Origin of the sequence: Breznakiella homolactica (genome assembly GCF_016616095.2) — a bacterium.
GTDB lineage: Bacteria > Spirochaetota > Spirochaetia > Treponematales > Breznakiellaceae > Breznakiella > Breznakiella homolactica.
Genome location: NZ_CP067089.2, coordinates 1,228,731 through 1,245,472 on the forward strand (window position 1 = coordinate 1,228,731; position 16,742 = coordinate 1,245,472).

At 53.5% G+C, this 16,742-nt stretch carries 12 protein-coding genes; 7 read left to right on the forward strand and 5 right to left on the reverse strand.

Features of this window, described 5'->3' with window-relative positions; genetic code table 11:
- The first annotated feature begins 7 nt into the window (after window positions 1–7).
- The 3 genes from JFL75_RS05730 (at window position 8) to JFL75_RS05740 (ending at window position 5,570) form a co-directional block, all read left to right on the forward strand.
- The gene (locus tag JFL75_RS05730) at window positions 8–2,194 is read left to right on the forward strand and encodes a FecR family protein (RefSeq protein ID WP_215625730.1); all 2,187 of its coding nucleotides are present in this window, start codon (window positions 8–10) and stop codon (window positions 2,192–2,194) included.
- Between the two features lie 12 nt (window positions 2,195–2,206).
- Window positions 2,207–3,508, forward strand: coding sequence for a hypothetical protein (locus tag JFL75_RS05735; protein ID WP_215625731.1), 1,302 nt, complete (start codon window positions 2,207–2,209; stop codon window positions 3,506–3,508).
- A gap of 205 nt (window positions 3,509–3,713) precedes the next feature.
- The gene (locus tag JFL75_RS05740; protein WP_215625732.1) at window positions 3,714–5,570 is read left to right on the forward strand and encodes an alpha/beta hydrolase family protein; all 1,857 of its coding nucleotides are present in this window, start codon (window positions 3,714–3,716) and stop codon (window positions 5,568–5,570) included.
- A gap of 156 nt (window positions 5,571–5,726) precedes the next feature.
- Here the strand turns inward: JFL75_RS05740 and JFL75_RS05745 are convergent, their stop codons facing one another.
- The 5 genes from JFL75_RS05745 to JFL75_RS05765 form a co-directional block, all read right to left on the reverse strand.
- Entirely contained in the window at window positions 5,727–6,620 is an 894-nt protein-coding gene (locus tag JFL75_RS05745; protein WP_215625733.1) for an SDR family oxidoreductase, read from the reverse strand.
- An 18-nt stretch (window positions 6,621–6,638) separates the two neighbouring features.
- A complete protein-coding gene (locus JFL75_RS05750) occupies window positions 6,639–7,112 on the reverse strand; it encodes a MarR family winged helix-turn-helix transcriptional regulator (RefSeq protein ID WP_215625734.1) in 474 nt (157 codons plus the stop codon).
- Between the two features lie 339 nt (window positions 7,113–7,451).
- On the reverse strand, window positions 7,452–8,564 hold the full coding sequence (locus JFL75_RS05755) for a DUF362 domain-containing protein (RefSeq protein WP_215625735.1): 1,113 nt from the start codon (window positions 8,562–8,564) through the stop codon (window positions 7,452–7,454).
- 103 nt (window positions 8,565–8,667) lie between these two features.
- Complete coding sequence (locus JFL75_RS05760; RefSeq protein WP_215625736.1) at window positions 8,668–9,861, reverse strand: AraC family transcriptional regulator; 1,194 nt, start codon at window positions 9,859–9,861, stop codon at window positions 8,668–8,670.
- Window positions 9,861–11,558 carry an FAD-binding protein gene (locus tag JFL75_RS05765; protein ID WP_215625737.1) on the reverse strand — a complete coding sequence of 566 codons (1,698 nt, stop codon included), beginning with the start codon at window positions 11,556–11,558 and terminating at the stop codon, window positions 9,861–9,863. Before JFL75_RS05765 ends, JFL75_RS05760 begins: the two co-directional genes overlap by 1 nt.
- Window positions 11,559–11,769: 211 nt before the next feature.
- Here JFL75_RS05765 and JFL75_RS05770 point away from each other — a divergent pair, with 211 nt between their 5' ends.
- The 4 genes from JFL75_RS05770 (at window position 11,770) to ilvD (ending at window position 16,714) form a co-directional block, all read left to right on the forward strand.
- A complete protein-coding gene (locus JFL75_RS05770; protein WP_215625738.1) occupies window positions 11,770–13,065 on the forward strand; it encodes an extracellular solute-binding protein in 1,296 nt (431 codons plus the stop codon).
- Window positions 13,066–13,200: 135 nt separating this feature from the next.
- A complete protein-coding gene (locus JFL75_RS05775; RefSeq protein ID WP_215625739.1) occupies window positions 13,201–14,121 on the forward strand; it encodes a carbohydrate ABC transporter permease in 921 nt (306 codons plus the stop codon).
- 10 nt (window positions 14,122–14,131) lie between these two features.
- A complete protein-coding gene (locus tag JFL75_RS05780) occupies window positions 14,132–14,959 on the forward strand; it encodes a carbohydrate ABC transporter permease (protein ID WP_215625740.1) in 828 nt (275 codons plus the stop codon).
- Window positions 14,960–15,025: 66 nt separating this feature from the next.
- Window positions 15,026–16,714 carry a dihydroxy-acid dehydratase gene (gene ilvD / locus JFL75_RS05785; RefSeq protein ID WP_215625741.1) on the forward strand — a complete coding sequence of 563 codons (1,689 nt, stop codon included), beginning with the start codon at window positions 15,026–15,028 and terminating at the stop codon, window positions 16,712–16,714.
- Window positions 16,715–16,742: the final 28 nt, after the last annotated feature.

Genomic DNA, 16,742 nt, shown 5'->3' on the forward strand with positions numbered 1-16,742 from the left:
CAAAGTCATGCGCAGCAAGACAGGGGAATCAAAAAGGCCCAGGCCGGAGCAGAAAAACACCTCTCCGCTTTTACCGAAGATTCTCGGCCCCGCGGATTTTGTTTATATCGGCTTCTGTATCGCCGCCCTTCTCGGGGTTTCCTTTCTTTTTTGGAACGATCTGAACCAGACGCTGACCCGGCTGTCCGAACAGCCCGTGGGAATCGTCACGTACAAATACCGCGCCGCCCAGCGGCGTTTTGTAGACCGGGTCCTGTGGGACCGGCCGAAACAGGGAAGCCCGGTGTACAACGGCGACTATATCAGAACCGCCGAACTTTCCCAAACCACGGTAACCATGAACGCCGGGGGAATTATCACCCTGGAGGAAAATACCCTGGTTCAGATTTGGTCTGAAATCGGGAAACTATGGATAGACCTTGCGGGCGGAACCCTTTCCGCTGATGCCCGCTCCGGCGCGCTGAGCATCAAATCCGGCGGTACGGTGGTTGAGGCCGATTCCGGGAGTATGGTCCAGACAGCGGCTTCCGCGGAAGGCCTGGACGTCATTGTGCTGGAAGGTACCGCGCAGATACAGGATAAAAATGAACGGATCACCGCGGGGGCCGGTGAGTTTTATTCCTCCAATTCCGGGGATGCTTCCCGCGGAACAGCCCGCGTGGCGGCGCTCTCTCCCCGGCCGGCGGCAAAATTTCTCAATACCACCGGAGACCCTCTTTCCATAACCTTCCGCTGGAACCGTATCGGCTTCGCGTCCCAAGAAACCGTTACACTGGATATCGCGGAAGACCGGAATTTCACCAGAATTGTTGCGGGTATGGAAAGTTCCTCCGATGAAGCCCGGGTGCCGCTGGCCGACGGCATGTATTACTGGAGGGCGTACCCTTCTTCGGAAGCGGGCGGGAAAATCAGGCAGGGAGGCGTGAGCGGCAGGTTTGCGGTAATCCATGCCCTGCCGCCCCGGCTCGCGGAGCCCCAGCCCGGGGCGGTATACCGTTTTGCCGCCAGCAGTCCCGGTATCCGCTTCCTGTGGACCGCCTGTGAAGGGGCGATGGCCTATCTGGTGGAAGCGGCGGACAATCCCGGCATGGCCGATGCGGTTTTCCGGAGCCAGGTTCAGGCCGTGGGCGGAGAAACGGAGTCGGTGGTGCATTCCGGTCTGGAAGCCGGAACCTACTACTGGCGCGTGACGCCGGTATACGCCAGGGATTATGAAGGTACGCCAATAGCCTCCGCCGTATCGAATTTCCGCATAGAAAAAACAGCCGCCCTTTCAGTGCCCGAGACTAGGGCCGGGCAAGGGGCAGTATACCTTGACGGGCGGTCAGAGAAAACCTATTTTACCTGGGAGCAGGAAGATGAAGCGGTTTCGTATACCTTTCTCCTGTCACAGCAGGAAGATTTAAGCCGGCCGGTCGTCAGGGAAACCGTGCGGGATAATTACTACGCCTTTGATATAAAAGCCGCGGATCTTGATTCCGGCCAGTACTATTGGGGGGTTTATCAGACCGACATAGCGGGGAACAGTTCGGTAACTTCGGAGGCCCGTGTACTGGTAGTGCATGCCGGAGCCCCGCCGGAACGCAGTCCCGCGCCGGCAGCGGCGGTGATTCCAGCAGCGGCGGAGAAACCGGCGGCGGCAGAGCCCGAAGTATTGCCTACGCGGCCGGCAGCCGTTACGGTACAGCCCGCGGCTCCGCCGGCTGCCGCTGAGAAGCCTCCGGCCAGGCCATCGGCGCCGGTAACGCCGCCCCCCGCGGCGCCCCCTGCCCCTTCGGAGACGGTTCCGGCAACGGCGGCGCAGCCGGCAGCGAAGCCTCCCGAACCGGTAAAGCTCCCCCGCCCCGGCAGTCTCCGGCCTGCGGCCGGTTATGTGCTGACCGAGGAAATAATCATCCGGGACAACCGTATGGTTTTCAGCTGGGAACCGGTAAGCGGAGCGGCTTCTTACATCTTCTCGATATCCCAGGGGGGACAGGAAATTATCCGGCAGACGGTACAGTCAGCCTCATTCACCCTTCCGGGTTTCAGAGGTCTCGATGAAGGCACCGTCACATGGCGGGTGCAGGCCATTCCCGCGGATCAGAATCGTTTCCTGCCAAGTGATGTATCGGAAAGCCGCTTCACCGTAGAGCTTGACGATGTACAGGCCGCCGAAGGAGTACAGGGCGGTCTTATGTTCGGAAAGGAATAAAGGAAAACTAGGATGAACCAAAAACGCTTGCGCTTTTTTCGTGGTGATGTGATTCTGGCTGTGCTGTTGCTGTTTCTGTCAGCGGCTGTGTCCGCCCAGGATATAAACTCCGGACAGGATTACTGGATGGACGAAAACGGCGAGTTTCATCAGGTGATCCGGTGGACCAGAACCAACGCCCTGTACTACGACGTGGAACTTGAACGCCGGGATCAGTATGGCAGCTGGCATCCGCAGGAAACCCAGCGGACCGACAATACGTTTCTTGAATTAATACTCCCTCCGGGGGCGTACCGTTTTCGGGTGCATACCTACAACGTACTGGAAAGACTCGTCGGCACTTCCGACTGGACCGGCATCCGGATCTACGAAGCCAAGGTTCCCGAGGCGGATACTTTGCAGGAAGTGGAAATAATCATCGGTGATTCTTCGTTCTCCATAAACATCACCGGCCGGGAGCTCGCCGAAGACGCCGAGGTATACCTTATTTCCCGCAGGAAGGATTCCGAACCCATAGTTCCTCTATCCATGGATTACAGTTTTGACGGATCGTGGATCACTGCCGTATTCTCCAGCGATACCGTCAGCCGGGGGACCTATGACCTGGTGATCACGAATCCTGGAGGTCTCAATCAAACCATTGAAGGAGTGCAGCTTAAGTTCAGGAACGCGCCGGGAGTGGCGGGAGATTTCAACCTGGACAATATGAAAAACAGGACCTTTGGTATTGCGGGGAATGCCGGTCTCAATTTAGAGCTCTTTGGTTCGGATTCGGACTATAAAGACGGCATGTCACGGTTTATTTTCGGCGGCGCCTTGAATTCGTATTCCGAAGAATATAAGGAATATGGAAAATTCTTCTGGCTGCCTAATTCATATTTTGTGGAATTGTCTTTCACCGCGAAAAATACCTATATGGACCGGTACCACCAATCCCCCAACAATCCCTATAAAGAAGCCGATCAGATGGCGGCATCCTTTGATGTGGGATTTTTGTATAAAATCCGTCTGGGCCGGGCCCAGCGTTTTCTGCTCAACTTCGGCGTCAGCGCCGGGTTCGGGATAAACAGCTATGACGGCACCGAGTATGATTCCGACGGGGAAGCCGTGGGTGATCTTTCCGGTATGTCCTTTTATTTCTATCCCGCTTTCAGAACCGGGATTTCTTTCAGAATTACCCCCAAATGGGCCCTGGATCTGGGGATCGCAGCGGGGATGAACAAAGTCCTTTTGGATACCGGAGACTTGGACTACGGCGCCAAACCTTCCATGGTAAACCTTACCCTTGGTTTCAGCCGCTGGTGGGTTAATTAGTAACACGCTGACTGTTTTCCCCGGATGTTTTGCTTATATACCGAAATAAGTTGACAGTTCCGGGGATTGCGCCTTAGCATTATTATTAAGAAAAATGAATTTAATAAATAGTCTTTTTTTCATACATTGATTCAAGAAATGGGTGTGGCAGGCGGTACGTTTGTCATGCCCATTTTTTAGATTCAAACAAACCAGGAGGCGGGAAATGGACATGGATCAGAGAAAGTCATCGACAAAAAAATGGCTTATCATCGCGTCGGTACTTTTCGTGTTAAGCATGGCGGGGTCTTCCCTTGTGCAGAGTTCCGGGGGAAAAGTCACCATCAAGGATCTGCGGTGGGAAACCTCCCTGGGGCGCCAGATGAGCGCCCTGCTTCTCATTCCCGACAGCGCGACCCCCTCAAATCCCGCGCCCGCTATCGTGACAAGCCACGGATGGTACAACAACCGGGAAATGCAGGATCTCAATTACGTGGAATACGCCCGGCGGGGATACGTGGTGATGTCCATTGATATGTACGGCCACGGCAACTCCGATTTCTTTTCCGGCAACGGCTGGAACGAGCACGGCACCGGTATGTACGACGCGGTCCAGCTCATGGCGACCCTTCCCTATGTGAACAAATCGAAAATCGGTATAACAGGGCATTCCAACGGGGCCCGGGCCTGCAACCTTTCTGTGGATGACGACAACAAAGCGGCGGTTCCGCTGATCGCAGCGGTGCTGCTCGTGGCCAACGACGCGACCTACCGCAACCCGGATACCAATGAATACTGGAACAAGTACGGCAGCCGGGATACGGGAATTATCGCCGCCAAGTACGATGAATTCTTCTTCCGGAGGGAATTTGCCGACGGTACCGTCAGTGTTCCCCGTACGTATATCGGGACCATGGACGCCCAGTCGTTCCTAAACTTCGGGCAGGATCCGTATAAGACCAATCTCGAAAAACGTACCGAAGGCACCTTTTACACCCAGAACGTAAACGGCAGAAATACAATCCGGGTAATTTACACGCCGAATCAGATTCACCCCTGGAACCATTTCTCCAAGGTCTGTGTTGAGGATGGGATCGCGTTTTTCGATAAGGCCTTCGGCGCTCCGAAACTGATTTCCCCGGGAAACCAGATATGGCAGATAAAAACAATTTTCAACCTCTTCGGGGTTGCGGCCTTCGGCATCTTTATTGTAGCGTTCACCATACTGATGACCTTTACCCCGGTATTCGCGTCCCTCAGGGCGCCGGAGACGGTACAGCCCGCACCGGCTCCCAAAGGACAGGGAGCCATCTGGTTCTGGGGCGGCCTTGCGGTATCGGTGATTTTTTCCATGATCATATACTTCCCGTCCCTGGTCTGGGCGTCACAGTACAAGCCGTCCATTTTCTGGCAGGCCCCGCCGCTCGGAATCGGCATCTGGGCGTTCCTCTGCGGATTGCTGAGCATTATCATCATGGTGGTTTCGTATAAGCTCTACGGAAAGAAAAACGGCCAGGATGCCGCGTCCCTGGGAGTAAAGATCAGTCTCCCCGCCCTTGGTAAAACCCTGCTTCTGGCCCTCATCACCATTACCGTTACCTACGGATGGGTTTTTATCGCGGATTTCTTCTTCAAAACCGACTACCGGTTCTGGGTACTGGCGATAAAAGCCTTTACCGCGGATAAGCTGATTATTCTGCTTCCCTACCTGCCCCTGTTCCTGACCTACTACATAGCCAACTCAATTTCGGTGAACTGCTTCAATTACAACGGCATCGGAAAAAAGGAATGGGTCAATACGGCTATACTGGCGGTGTCCAACGCCCTCGGTCCGGCGATACTGGTTCTGATCCAGTACATTACCTTTGCCATAAAAGGTGAAATGTTCTTCGCCCGGCCCGCGTCCCCCATGGGGCCCATCGGCGGAATCTGGCTCTTCCCGATTATTGTTATCCTTCCGGTGGCGGCTATCATATCCCGGAAAATTTACCGGGTTACGAAAAACCCCTATCTGGCGGGAATTATCAACGGAGTCCTGGTGGTTATCATCAGCTGTACCAACACACTGACGATTATTCCGTAATTAATAAAATTCCGCATAAAACGCTATAGTGTATTTCCGGGCAACGGCAGGGCTTCGGTTCTGCCGTTTCTCTTGTCTGCAGACCATTCAGCAATGAAAACAGGGAGCTCCCGACCGTCATACGAAATGGGACTGTCCTGTATGCATTCACTATTTTCATCCCTGTTGCTTTGCGTAAAAACTGTCGATGTCCTGAAACAGTGTTGCGTGCGCGGGGGTCCAATCCAGCAGCTTTTTTGTTGCCGCGCTGGATGTTGGATTATCCAAGGACACCGACTGCGCAAACCAGCCGAAATGCCCCTGCGCTTCCTCGGAGGTGATTCCTCTGACAGGGATATTCAAGTTTCGGCCAATTACTTTTGCGATATCCTTCATGGGCAGTCCCTCCTCAGCCACCGCGTTCAGGCGTGTCCCCGCCGGCGCAGATACAAAAGCCAGGCAGAACAGGTGAGCCGCGTCGCGCCGGTGCACAGAGGGCCATACGTTGCGGCCTTCGCCGATGTAGGCTGAAAAACCTTTCTCCGCGGCAATTTGCTCCAGTATTGAAACGAGACCGTGCCTGTCAATATCATGAACACACGGCGCCAGCCGGACAACGGATGAACGGACACCCTTTGCCGCCAGGCGGATGGTTTCTTGCTCCGAGGCAATACGGGGCATTCCTTCCGGTCCGTGATCTTCCTCGGTGGCTGTCCTGCCCAGGCCGGAAACTCCCAGAGTACCCGCGGTGTTTACAAAGGGTTTATTGGTACCCTCCAGCACAGAACCTATGGCTTGTACCGCTGCCAGGTCCATGGCGACCGCTTCATTGTAGCGGCTGAAATCATTGGAGAAGCCCATGTGAATGACCCCATCGGTGAGGGACGCTCCGCGCTTCAGCACTTCAATATCATCAAGTTCTCCGCGCAGCACATCCGCGCCGGCGTTTTTAAGTTTTTGTTCCGCCTCACCGGAACGCGCCAGTCCCAGAACCTGGTGCCCGCTGCGAATCAATTCCCCGGCCACGAGGGAGCCGATAAAGCCCGTTCCGCCTGTCACAAATACATTCATTTTTTACCCCTTTCAAAGTCAGGATTTTCTGCCTGAACCTTTACTGATACGATCGTTAAGTCCCTTACTCAATTTTCCGAGCAGATGAAAAAGCTGTTCTTTTTCCCGCTCTGTGAGATCAGAGGCCCATTCCTCAAGTTCAACGACACAGGTTTTTTTATACTGCTTTGCCAATATGCGCCCGCTATCGGTGAGATACACATTAAAGGTGCGCTTGTCGGCGGGACTGCTGCGCCGTTCCAAATAGCCAGCCTGTTCAAGTTTCGTGATGAGTTCCCCGCAGGAGGAGGAAGTGATTTCGAGGCGGCTGGTCAGTTCTTTCTGGGTCAATCCATCTTCGCTGAGCAGGATTTTAAGAATTATCCCTTGCCGTGTGTTAATCCCTGTTTCCCGCAGTTCCTTTGCCGGCTGATTTTTCGCGCGCATCAGTTTTAAACATTGTTCATGGCAGCGGTGAACCAGAACGTAGATTTTTTCCGCATAACCCCGCATTGTACGTCACCTCTCCTTCCGGGCATCGCGCGGCATGACAGCTCTTAAATACTATCAAGGCGCCTTGTAATCATTATAGTATGGAAAACCCTTTTGTCAAGGCGCCTTGATATCAGACGATAAAACAGAATATGTACTTGTTTCCTGTTTTGGGATTTTTTCTTGACTCAAAAACAATATGATTATTTTTGGCGGGAATACGGAAACAGTTTTATAAAAACCGTCGTAATTACCAGGCGGGAAGAAGAAGCTGATTGTCTATAGAGAAAGGCTCCGCGCCAACAAAAAAAACAGCGCACCGCCGCTCCGGCAGTACGCTGCATTTTCATTCCGTAAATGTCAGTCCACGGTTACCAGTTCATAACTGCCGGTACCCAGACCAATTTTTTCAGCGTGGCTGATCTGCACGCGCCAGTCGGTAACCGGATGGATCGCCGTAAAGTGGTCCGCTTCGGGATGATTCTGTTCGGATAAAACAGTGCCGGTAATCACCGGGGCTTGGTTTACCGCGTCGATACAGGCTTTGTCCACGGCAACGGGATCGAATCCCGCGAAAATACCGATATCGGGAATCACCGCAGCGTCGTTTTCATTGTGGCAGTCACAGCAGGGTGAAACCTGATTTACCACGCTGATATGGAAATGGGGCCGCCCGTCCAGGACGGCTTTTGTGTATTCCGCCATCTTACAGCACAGCTCATCGCCGCTCCCTTCATTGGGATTGTGAATGGCATGGTAATTGCACGATCCGATACAGCGGCCGCAGCCTACACAGCGGTCGTGGTCAATATAAGCTTTTTTATCATCCCCAAAGGAAATAGCGCCGTAGTTGCAGAACCGGGCGCAGACCCGGCAGCCGACACAAACGGACGGTTTAACCTCGGGCTTTCCGTTGTTGTGCATGATCATTTTTCCCGCACGGCTGCCGCAGCCCATGCCGATATTTTTTATCACACCGCCGAAACCGGTTCCCTCATGGCCCTTAAAATGGGTCAGAGAAATTACGATATCCGCATCCATTACCGCCCGGCCGATCCGGGCGGTTTTGCAGTAAACCCCGCCGCTGACAGGAACTTCAATATCATCGGTTCCCTTGAGGCCGTCGGCTATAATATTCTGGCATCCCGTTGACAGGGGTGAATAGCCGTTCTCAAAGGCTGCGTCGAGGTGGACCAGCGCGTTGTTGCGCCGCCCGACATACAGTGTATTGCAGTCCGTAAGAAACGGCTTCCCGCCCAGGGCCTTGATGCGGTCCGCCAGGGTTTTTGAAAAATTGGGACGGAGAAACGACAGGTTCCCCGGCTCACCAAAATGGATTTTAATTGCCGCGTATTTTTTGTCAAAATCAATTTGATCGATCCCGGCCTTCAGAATCAGACGGTCCATCTTATTCAGAAGACTGTCACCGACTTTGCAGCGCATACTGGTAAAAAAGACTTTTGCCCCACTCATAATTGCATCCTCCCCATTCAGGTAATGATTATACAGGAAAAGAATTCTCTGTCAAAGGGACACCCCTTTGCCGGGCAGGGTATCCATAATGCAGGTATCTTTTTCAGGAATTTTCGGTTCCCTGCTTGCGGATATCCTTGGGGGTAACGGAATAGAATTTTTTAAATATGGTCGTAAAGTAATTGACATTTTTGAATCCGCATTCCGCGGCAATCTGCTTGAGAGGCATATTCGTGTTCTGAAGCATTACCAGGCTCGATTTCAGGCGGCAGGCGTTGATGTAGGAAGCCAGGGTCTGGCCGGTCTGTTTATGGAACTGGCGGCTCAGATATTCCGGACTCAACCCCACCTGGTACGCGATTTCCGTAACCCGGAGTTCCCTGGAAAAGTTAGCGGCCACAATCTGCTTTATCTGTTTGAGCAGCCCCGTATCGGAAGCGCTGTCCCCGGATGATTCATTCCGTATTTCCTGGATCAAAGTAATCAGGTTGTACAGCCGGCCGCGGGAAATCGGGAGGTCCATCACGAACTCTCCGACGATTTTTTTCAGCAAAGCCAGGAGTACAAGCTGTTTTTCCTCGGGAACCTGCGCCACAAAGGGTTCCTTGGGAATGCTCAGTTTCGGATCATCCAGGAATTTGAATTTCACGCTGTAATTATCGATCTTGCTTTCCGGGGAAAACATAATTTCATGGGAAACCTGGGGCGGAACAAAACAGAAGGAACCCTGGGAATATTCAACCCACCGGTTTCCGATAAAAATACTTCCGGAACCGGAGGCAAAATAATCGATCTGGTATTCATTAAAATGGAAGTGACGGGGAATGTCCCGCATCATCCGGTCCACATTCCGTGTGGCGAAGGCGATACTGCTTTCATGGGTCATCTGGTCCATGACCCCGAGGATCTGTTTAAGCTGGCCCACAGCCTGGTCCCGGTTCATCCGGAGACAGGCTTCGGCAAGCTTAATATTCATGGCTATGAATTCTTCCCGCATATCCTGGGGAACGATCATAAAAAACGGGGTGTCCGATTCGTTCTCCCCGGCGGAATCGAAGCTGATATGGAAACAGTCCACCGGGGTATCGGCGCAGTCAATGTTGAATTCCACATCCGGGGATACGAAAAACAGCCGGTTGTTTACAATATCCTCCCAGTTCCCGTTGAGCATGAAGGATCCTGAATTCTCCTTGAGAAAAAAGAAGATATTGTAATGTGGGCTCCGCTGGGACACACAGTTCAGGTACCGGGCATTTTGGAAACGGTGGGAACTGACGGAACCGACGGCGTCAATCATCAGGGAGTCCCTCCGGAAAAGTCCGATGACTGTTTCGAGACAATGCGGGGCTTGGCGTATTCGCGGTTCTCCGCGGGGTAATCTTCGCGGTAGTGGCTTCCCCGGCTTTCCCTGCGTTCCAGGGCCGATTCCGCCATGATGCGCGCCGCCAGGAGCATGTTGCGGTACTCAAAAGGCGCAAAGGGATTATCTCCGGCGGATTTTTCGGACAGGCCCTCGCCGCTGAGTTTCCCGATGCATTCAAGGCATTCGGTGAGCCCCTTTTCAGTCCGGAGTACCATCATGTTTTTCCACATTGTTTCCTGAAGTTCCTCTTTCATTGTGTTCCAGGGGCGTCCGCCGGAACCGTTTGTCAGGGTTTCCTGCTGTTTAAAAATACCATCAGACAAGGAGTCTGTCACCGGGTCCGTCCCGTTTTTTTCCAGGGCGTTTTCCGCGGCGTTTGTCCCGGCTATTTTGCCGAAAACCATACAGGTGACCAGCATATTCCCGCCCAGGCGGTCGGCGCCGTGGGGGCCGCTGGCGGCCTCGCCTGCAGCGTACAGCCCTGAGACGGTTGACTCCGCCCGGGGATTTATCCGTACCCCGCCGTTTATGGCGTGGGCAAAATCCGCTATCTCTATTGGACCCGCCATTACATCGATTCCGCGGGAAAGGTACCATTCGTTGGTAAGTTTCCACATATCCTCAAAAAGCTGAAATCCTTTCCGGCCTTTGCTGCGGGCCATGGCCTCACGCACATCCAGGTACACCCCGCCGTGTTTCCCCTGGTGGCCTTCGGCTATGGCCTTCTGTATGCTGACTTCAACGTATTTCGACAGACTCTCCGAACTGAAGGGATAGTGGGAAGCCTTCGCGTCCATGACGGCTTCTTTCGTGACGCCTTCGGGAAGCTGGCCGGAGAAAATATCCCTGTGACCGGCATCATAGGCATCGGGATGAAGGGACCATATCCACGAGTTCAGTATGGAAAATCCGGGATGCAGAATGCCGCAGCCCACCTGCATAAATTCCATATTCATCAGTTCCGCTCCGGCACGGAACCCAAGAGCGTAGCTGTCCCCGGTAACGTCCCCGGGATTGAGGGAATATTTGAACAGCCCCCCGGCGCCGCCGGAAGTCAGAACCACCGATTTCGCGTGGATGGTGATTTTCCGTCCGTCACCGAATACGCCTGCCGCGCCGCAGCAGCGGTTATCCGCAACCAGGAGCTCGGTGATCATGCAGTCTTCACAGATTGTAAGGGACTCCTTTTTAAAATGCCGCGCCAAAGATTCAACGAGCTGGGTTCCGTGGCCTTTCAGATTGTAATTACGGGGGATGGAACCGAAACAGCCCTGGGTAATAAGGTAGGTTCCGTCTTCCCGTTCAAAATGCACGCCGAATGATTCCAGTTCGCCTATGGTTTCAGGGGCCTTTTCGGCAAGAGTTTTGGCGACCTCGGGAATGCACATGCCGCGGCTGGCCGTCATAATGTCCTCAAAATGCACCTTCGGAGAGTCGGCGGCAACCCGCCGGCCGTCGGCGGCTCCGTATCCCGCGGCTTCGGTCACCCTGAACGTACTGGCTCCGCTGCTGCCTATCCGCCCTTTCATGGCGAGAACCACCGTTACCGGATATTCCTGGGCGGCAGCCACCGCCCGGGCTCCGGCGCTTCCTCCGCCCACAACCAATACGTCACAAAACAGGGTTTCCATGTTTGACAACTCCTTTTATATTTTTTGAACAAAATAGAGATATATCAAAATCACTGTGATACACCCCGAACTACACAGCATAATACCATGGTATTATGGATCCATAAATCATTTTTTCAAAGTTTTTTTTATACTTTTTTGATATTTTCTTGACCCAGGATAAAAACGAGGACACTATAATACCCAACTAACCCTATAAAGGAGATTACGGATGAATAAAAAAATCAGCACCCTGATGATTCTGTTCCTTTTGCTTCCCCTGGCGGTGGTCTTTTCCGGGGGAGAAAAAGACGCAGCCCCGAAAGGTCCGGTAAAACTGGTTTACATGACCGAGTGGGAACAGATGACGGAATTCAACAATTACTTTGTTGAAAAAGGCAAGGAATTCGCCGCGTTATACCCTAATGAATGCAGCGGCGTCGAAGTCATCACCGTGCCCTACTCCGGCTATGAGGCGAAATTTCTCAGCAGCTTCCATTCCAACACTCAGGTCTGCGACTTCTTTAAGGGAATGCCCCATATATGGGCGGGGCTCTACAATTTTGCCGATCCCATGCCCAAGGCGCTGGCCGACCGTCTCAACCGGGAACTAGTTTCGTACCTGGAACCGATTGGTATGTATGAAGGTGTCCGTTACGGCTACCCCGTGGAAGCGGGCAATTTCCAGCAGCTTTATATTAATGAAGATATGTTCCGTGAAGCGGGACTCGATCCGGCAAAACCGCCGAGGACCTTCGACGAACTTCTGGAATACGCGAAAAAACTCGTTAAATACGATGCCAGCGGCAATGTCACCGTGGCCGGTTTCGCTCTCCGCTATTCCGGGGAAGGCCAGGGAGTGGCGGACAAGAACCTGACCATCCTGCACGCCTTCGGCGGAAAAATGTTCGATCCCGACCGGAAGGTCGCCACCGGCGTGGTCAACAGCCCTGAATCAATCCAGGGACTGGACTGGATCAAAAAATGCCTGGACGAAAAAGTTACCAGCCTTGAAATCGGCGTGCCTGAAACGGCCTTCGGACAGGGACGGGCGGCAATGATCCTCCGGGAATCCTGGGTAAGCGGCTGGCTCGATCTGAATGCCCCCGACATTAATTACCGGATATACCCTGCCCCGGCTCAGAAGGTTGCCATCGGCGGCGGAAACCTTTTCCCCTGGGCGAACATGGTGTACAGCAACAGTCCCAACAAGGAACTGGCCTGGAAATTCCTTGACTTCCTGCTGACCAGTGAAAACGATCTCGAACAGTCAAAACGCCAGGGCCTGCTTCCGGTCATGGCCGCGGGATACGAAAGCGACTACGTGAAAAACAGGATCGATTACCAGTCCGTCAGCGAAGTGATCAAGCGCGGCCCCGGTCCCGCCTATGATTATTACATTCCCGAAATGAACCAGCTTGCCAGTATCTTCGGGTCGGCGATTCAGGAAGTGATGTACGGCCGGGCGACATCCAAGTCTGCCCTGGACAATGCCGCCAGAAGCATGGACCAGGTTCTGAAAAACTAACTTTTGATATACAGCCCGGCGGCTCAGCCGCCGGCAGCCTGCCGCGTCCGGCCGGCTTTCGGAACCGCTCCGGTTCCGCAGCCGGTCTGCCCGCAGGCAGAAACAGACTGTGAATTATTATCTGGAGAACGCGGCATGATTAAGAGTCCTTCCCTTGCAGGAAACGGTGCCGGAAAAAAATACGCGCCAAAAAAACACCTGAGTATAACAGGGTTTTTGTTCGTACTTCCGGCGGTTCTTTATTTTCTCGTGGTGTACATGTACCCGTTTATAAACTCCATCATCCTGACGTTTATCGAAACCAGGGGTGCCAATACGAGCTTCGTGGGGTTCAAGTTTTATACCCGGGTTCTGCAGGATCCCCTTTTCTGGCGGAGTATGCTCAATACCCTGTACCTCACGGCAATCTCGGTTCCCGTGACAATTCTGCTTGCCCTTATTACGGCGCTGCTGATGGATAAGATGACCTCCCGGGTTTTCAGAAATACCCTGCAGATAGCGAGCCTTCTGCCGATGATGATGTCCCTTATCGCGGCGGCGCTTATTTTTCAGTGGATCTTTGATCCCGTATACGGCATTCTCAACAACCTTCTCGAAGTCCTGGGCTTTAAACGAAAGGGCTGGCTGACGACGCCGGAACTGGTAATTCCTTCTTTGTCGGTAATTACCATCTGGCTCAGGATCGGTTTTGACGCCACCATTCTGCTGGCCGGCCTCCAGGCAATCCCGTCCCATTATTACGAAGCCGCTATTATTGACGGCGCGTCACCGACAAAGTCCTTCTTTAAAATAACCCTTCCGCTGCTCAATCCGCAGCTGGTTCTCGTTTTAATCTCGGAAATTATTTTTACAATTAAATCTTTTGAGCAGGTCTTTATAACCACCGGCGGCGGGCCCGCCAATGCGAGCCGGGTAATAATTCTCCATCTGTATGAAGCCGCCTTCAAGTGGTTCAATTTCGGCGAAGCATCGGTAATCGCCCTGCTCCTTTTCATAATGCTTATGCTGCTCAGTATTTTTCAATGGGTAGTACTCCGCAAGAAAGTGGAATATTGAGGAAGCCGATATGAAGATGAAACTGCATACCAAATTTTTTATGTACCTCCTGGCCGCAGCTCTGATCGTGGTACTGGTTTTCCCCTTTGTGTGGATGTTCCTGACTTCCTTCAAAACACCGGCGGAAATCCAGCGGGTTCCTCCGGGGTTTTTCCCCGACAGCTTCGGCAACCTTTCAAATTACCGCGAAGTTCTTGCCCGGCAGCCGTTTTTCAGGTTCATTCTGAACAGCATGATTATTTCCACCTTAAGCTGCCTGGTAAGCATCGCCATCACTTCCATGGCGGGATACGGGTTCTCAAAGTTCTCTTTTAAAGGAAAGGAAATTTTCTTCTTCGGGATTCTTTGTTTTCTCATAGTGCCCTTCCAGGCGGTGGTGGTGCCGCTGTACCAGTGGGTAACGAAATTTCATCTTATGGATACCTATATCGGGCTGGCCCTGCCCCTTTTGGTAAGCGCCTTCGGTGTTTTCCTCATGCGCCAGGGTATGGATACGGTGCCGGATGAACTTATCGAAGCGGCCAGGATCGACGGGTGCAAAGAATTCCCTCTTTTCGCCATCATTGTCTTTCCCATGGTGAAATCCTTTGTGGCTACTCAGGCAATTATAAAGTTTATGTGGTCATGGAATGAATTCCTCTGGCCCCTGGTGGTCAGCAACAAGGCGACCATGAAGGTTGTCACCGTAGGGCTGCAGAGTTTTACGAATATGTACTTTACCGAATACCACCTTATAACCGCCGCCACCGTATTCAGCGTGCTGCCCATGGCAATTATGTTCGCGGTGTTCCAGAGGGGTATTGTTCGGGCTGTTTCAATGAGCGGGTTAAAAGGCTGATCCCATCCTCGGACGGGGTTCGCCCCAGAGGAAATTCCGGGAAGATATAAAATACAGGAGACTACAATGGGTAAAAAGGAAAACTACACGCACGTACTGCTTAAACCCGAAATGGCACGGATGAGGGCGCTCTCCAAGGCGATTGGGTACGATAATGAGGATCTGCACCGGTTCCGTATCGGTATCCAGAATACCTGGAGCGAGACCGCGGCCGGGCATACGCACCTGAAACAGGTTACCGAAGCTGTCCGCGCGGGAATCTGGCAGGCCGGCGGAACTCCCATAGAATTCGGCGGGTACGGCGGATGCCCCATCGCCCTGGGAATGAACGGACACCGGTACGATACCCCTTCCCGGGATATCATGGCCATGGATGTGGAAACCTGTTCGGAACTCCATTCCTTCGACGGCCTCGTACTTATTTCAAGCTGTGATAAAAACGTACCCGCCCATCTGCTGGCGGCGGCGCGGATGAATATTCCCACCGTAATCGTTCTGGGCGGCCCCATGGGAAGCGGACGGTTCCGGTTCAGGAATGTCGATATGAGTGACCTCGATCCTTTTTCCTGGGCCTGCGAAACCGATCCCGCTTCGGTAAACTACGACTCGGTGGAAGAGATGACCGAATGTCTGTGCCCCGGTCCCGGCGCATGCGCCCTTATGGGAACGGCCAATACGATGCAGTGCATAAGCGAAGCCCTGGGAATGAGTCTTCCCGGGAACGCGACCACCGTGGCGGGTTCCGGTTCGCTGCTGCGCCTGGCGAAACAGGCCGGCAGGGCAATTGTCCGCCTTATTGACGAGGATGTAAAACCAAGCGACATCATTACTCCGGAGGCCATGGAGAACGCGATCCGTATTCTTCACGCCATCGGCGGCGGAACAAACGCGGTGGTTCACCTGCTGGCGCTTTCCCATGAGCTGGGAATGCTTGACCGGGTCAACCTGCAGCTCATCGAAAAACTCGGAATGGATACGCCCTGCATAACCCCGATCAAACCGAGCGGACCGTACCACCTGGAAGACCTCGGCGAAGCCGGCGGCATCCAGGGTGTCATGAAACGGCTCGGAGAAAAAATTCACCCTTCGCCGGTTACCGTAAACGGAAAAACCGTGGGGGGAAATATCGAAGAAGCCCGTATCAGGAACGAAGAAATCATCCGGCCCCTGGAAAATCCGGTATTCAGTGAGGGGCTGTACGTGCTCCACGGCAACCTGGCCGACTCCGCGGTGGTACGGCCTACGGTCATCGCCAAGTCGATGCACCAGGTTACCGGTCCGGCCCGGGTTTTTGAATCCATGGAAAGCTGCCTCGACGCGATACGGCTTCATAAGATTAATCCCGGGGATATTATCGTCCTCCGGTATGAAGGCCCCAAGGGCGGTCCGGGACTGACCGATGTTTTCAAAATTATGGGATACCTGGTTTCCCTCAACCTTCACGAAAGCTGCGCGGTCATATCCGACGGCAAAGTCTCGGGATTCGCCAAGGGCCCCTTTATCTGCCAGGTGACGCCCGAAGCAGCCGAAGGCGGTACCATTGCCCTGGTACATGAAGGCGACGCCATATGCATTGACCTTCCCGCCAGAAGTCTCGAACTGTTGGTTTCCGATGCGGAGCTTGCGGAACGCCGCCGAACATGGAAACCGAATCCGCCCAGGGTTACCAAAGGGCTGCTGACACTGTACGCCAAATCGGCCCTCCCCGCCACCATGGGCGCGGGACTGCCCCTCAATCTGGACACCGCCGAATAATCTCGCGGCTGCTGAAATTAAGGAGAAA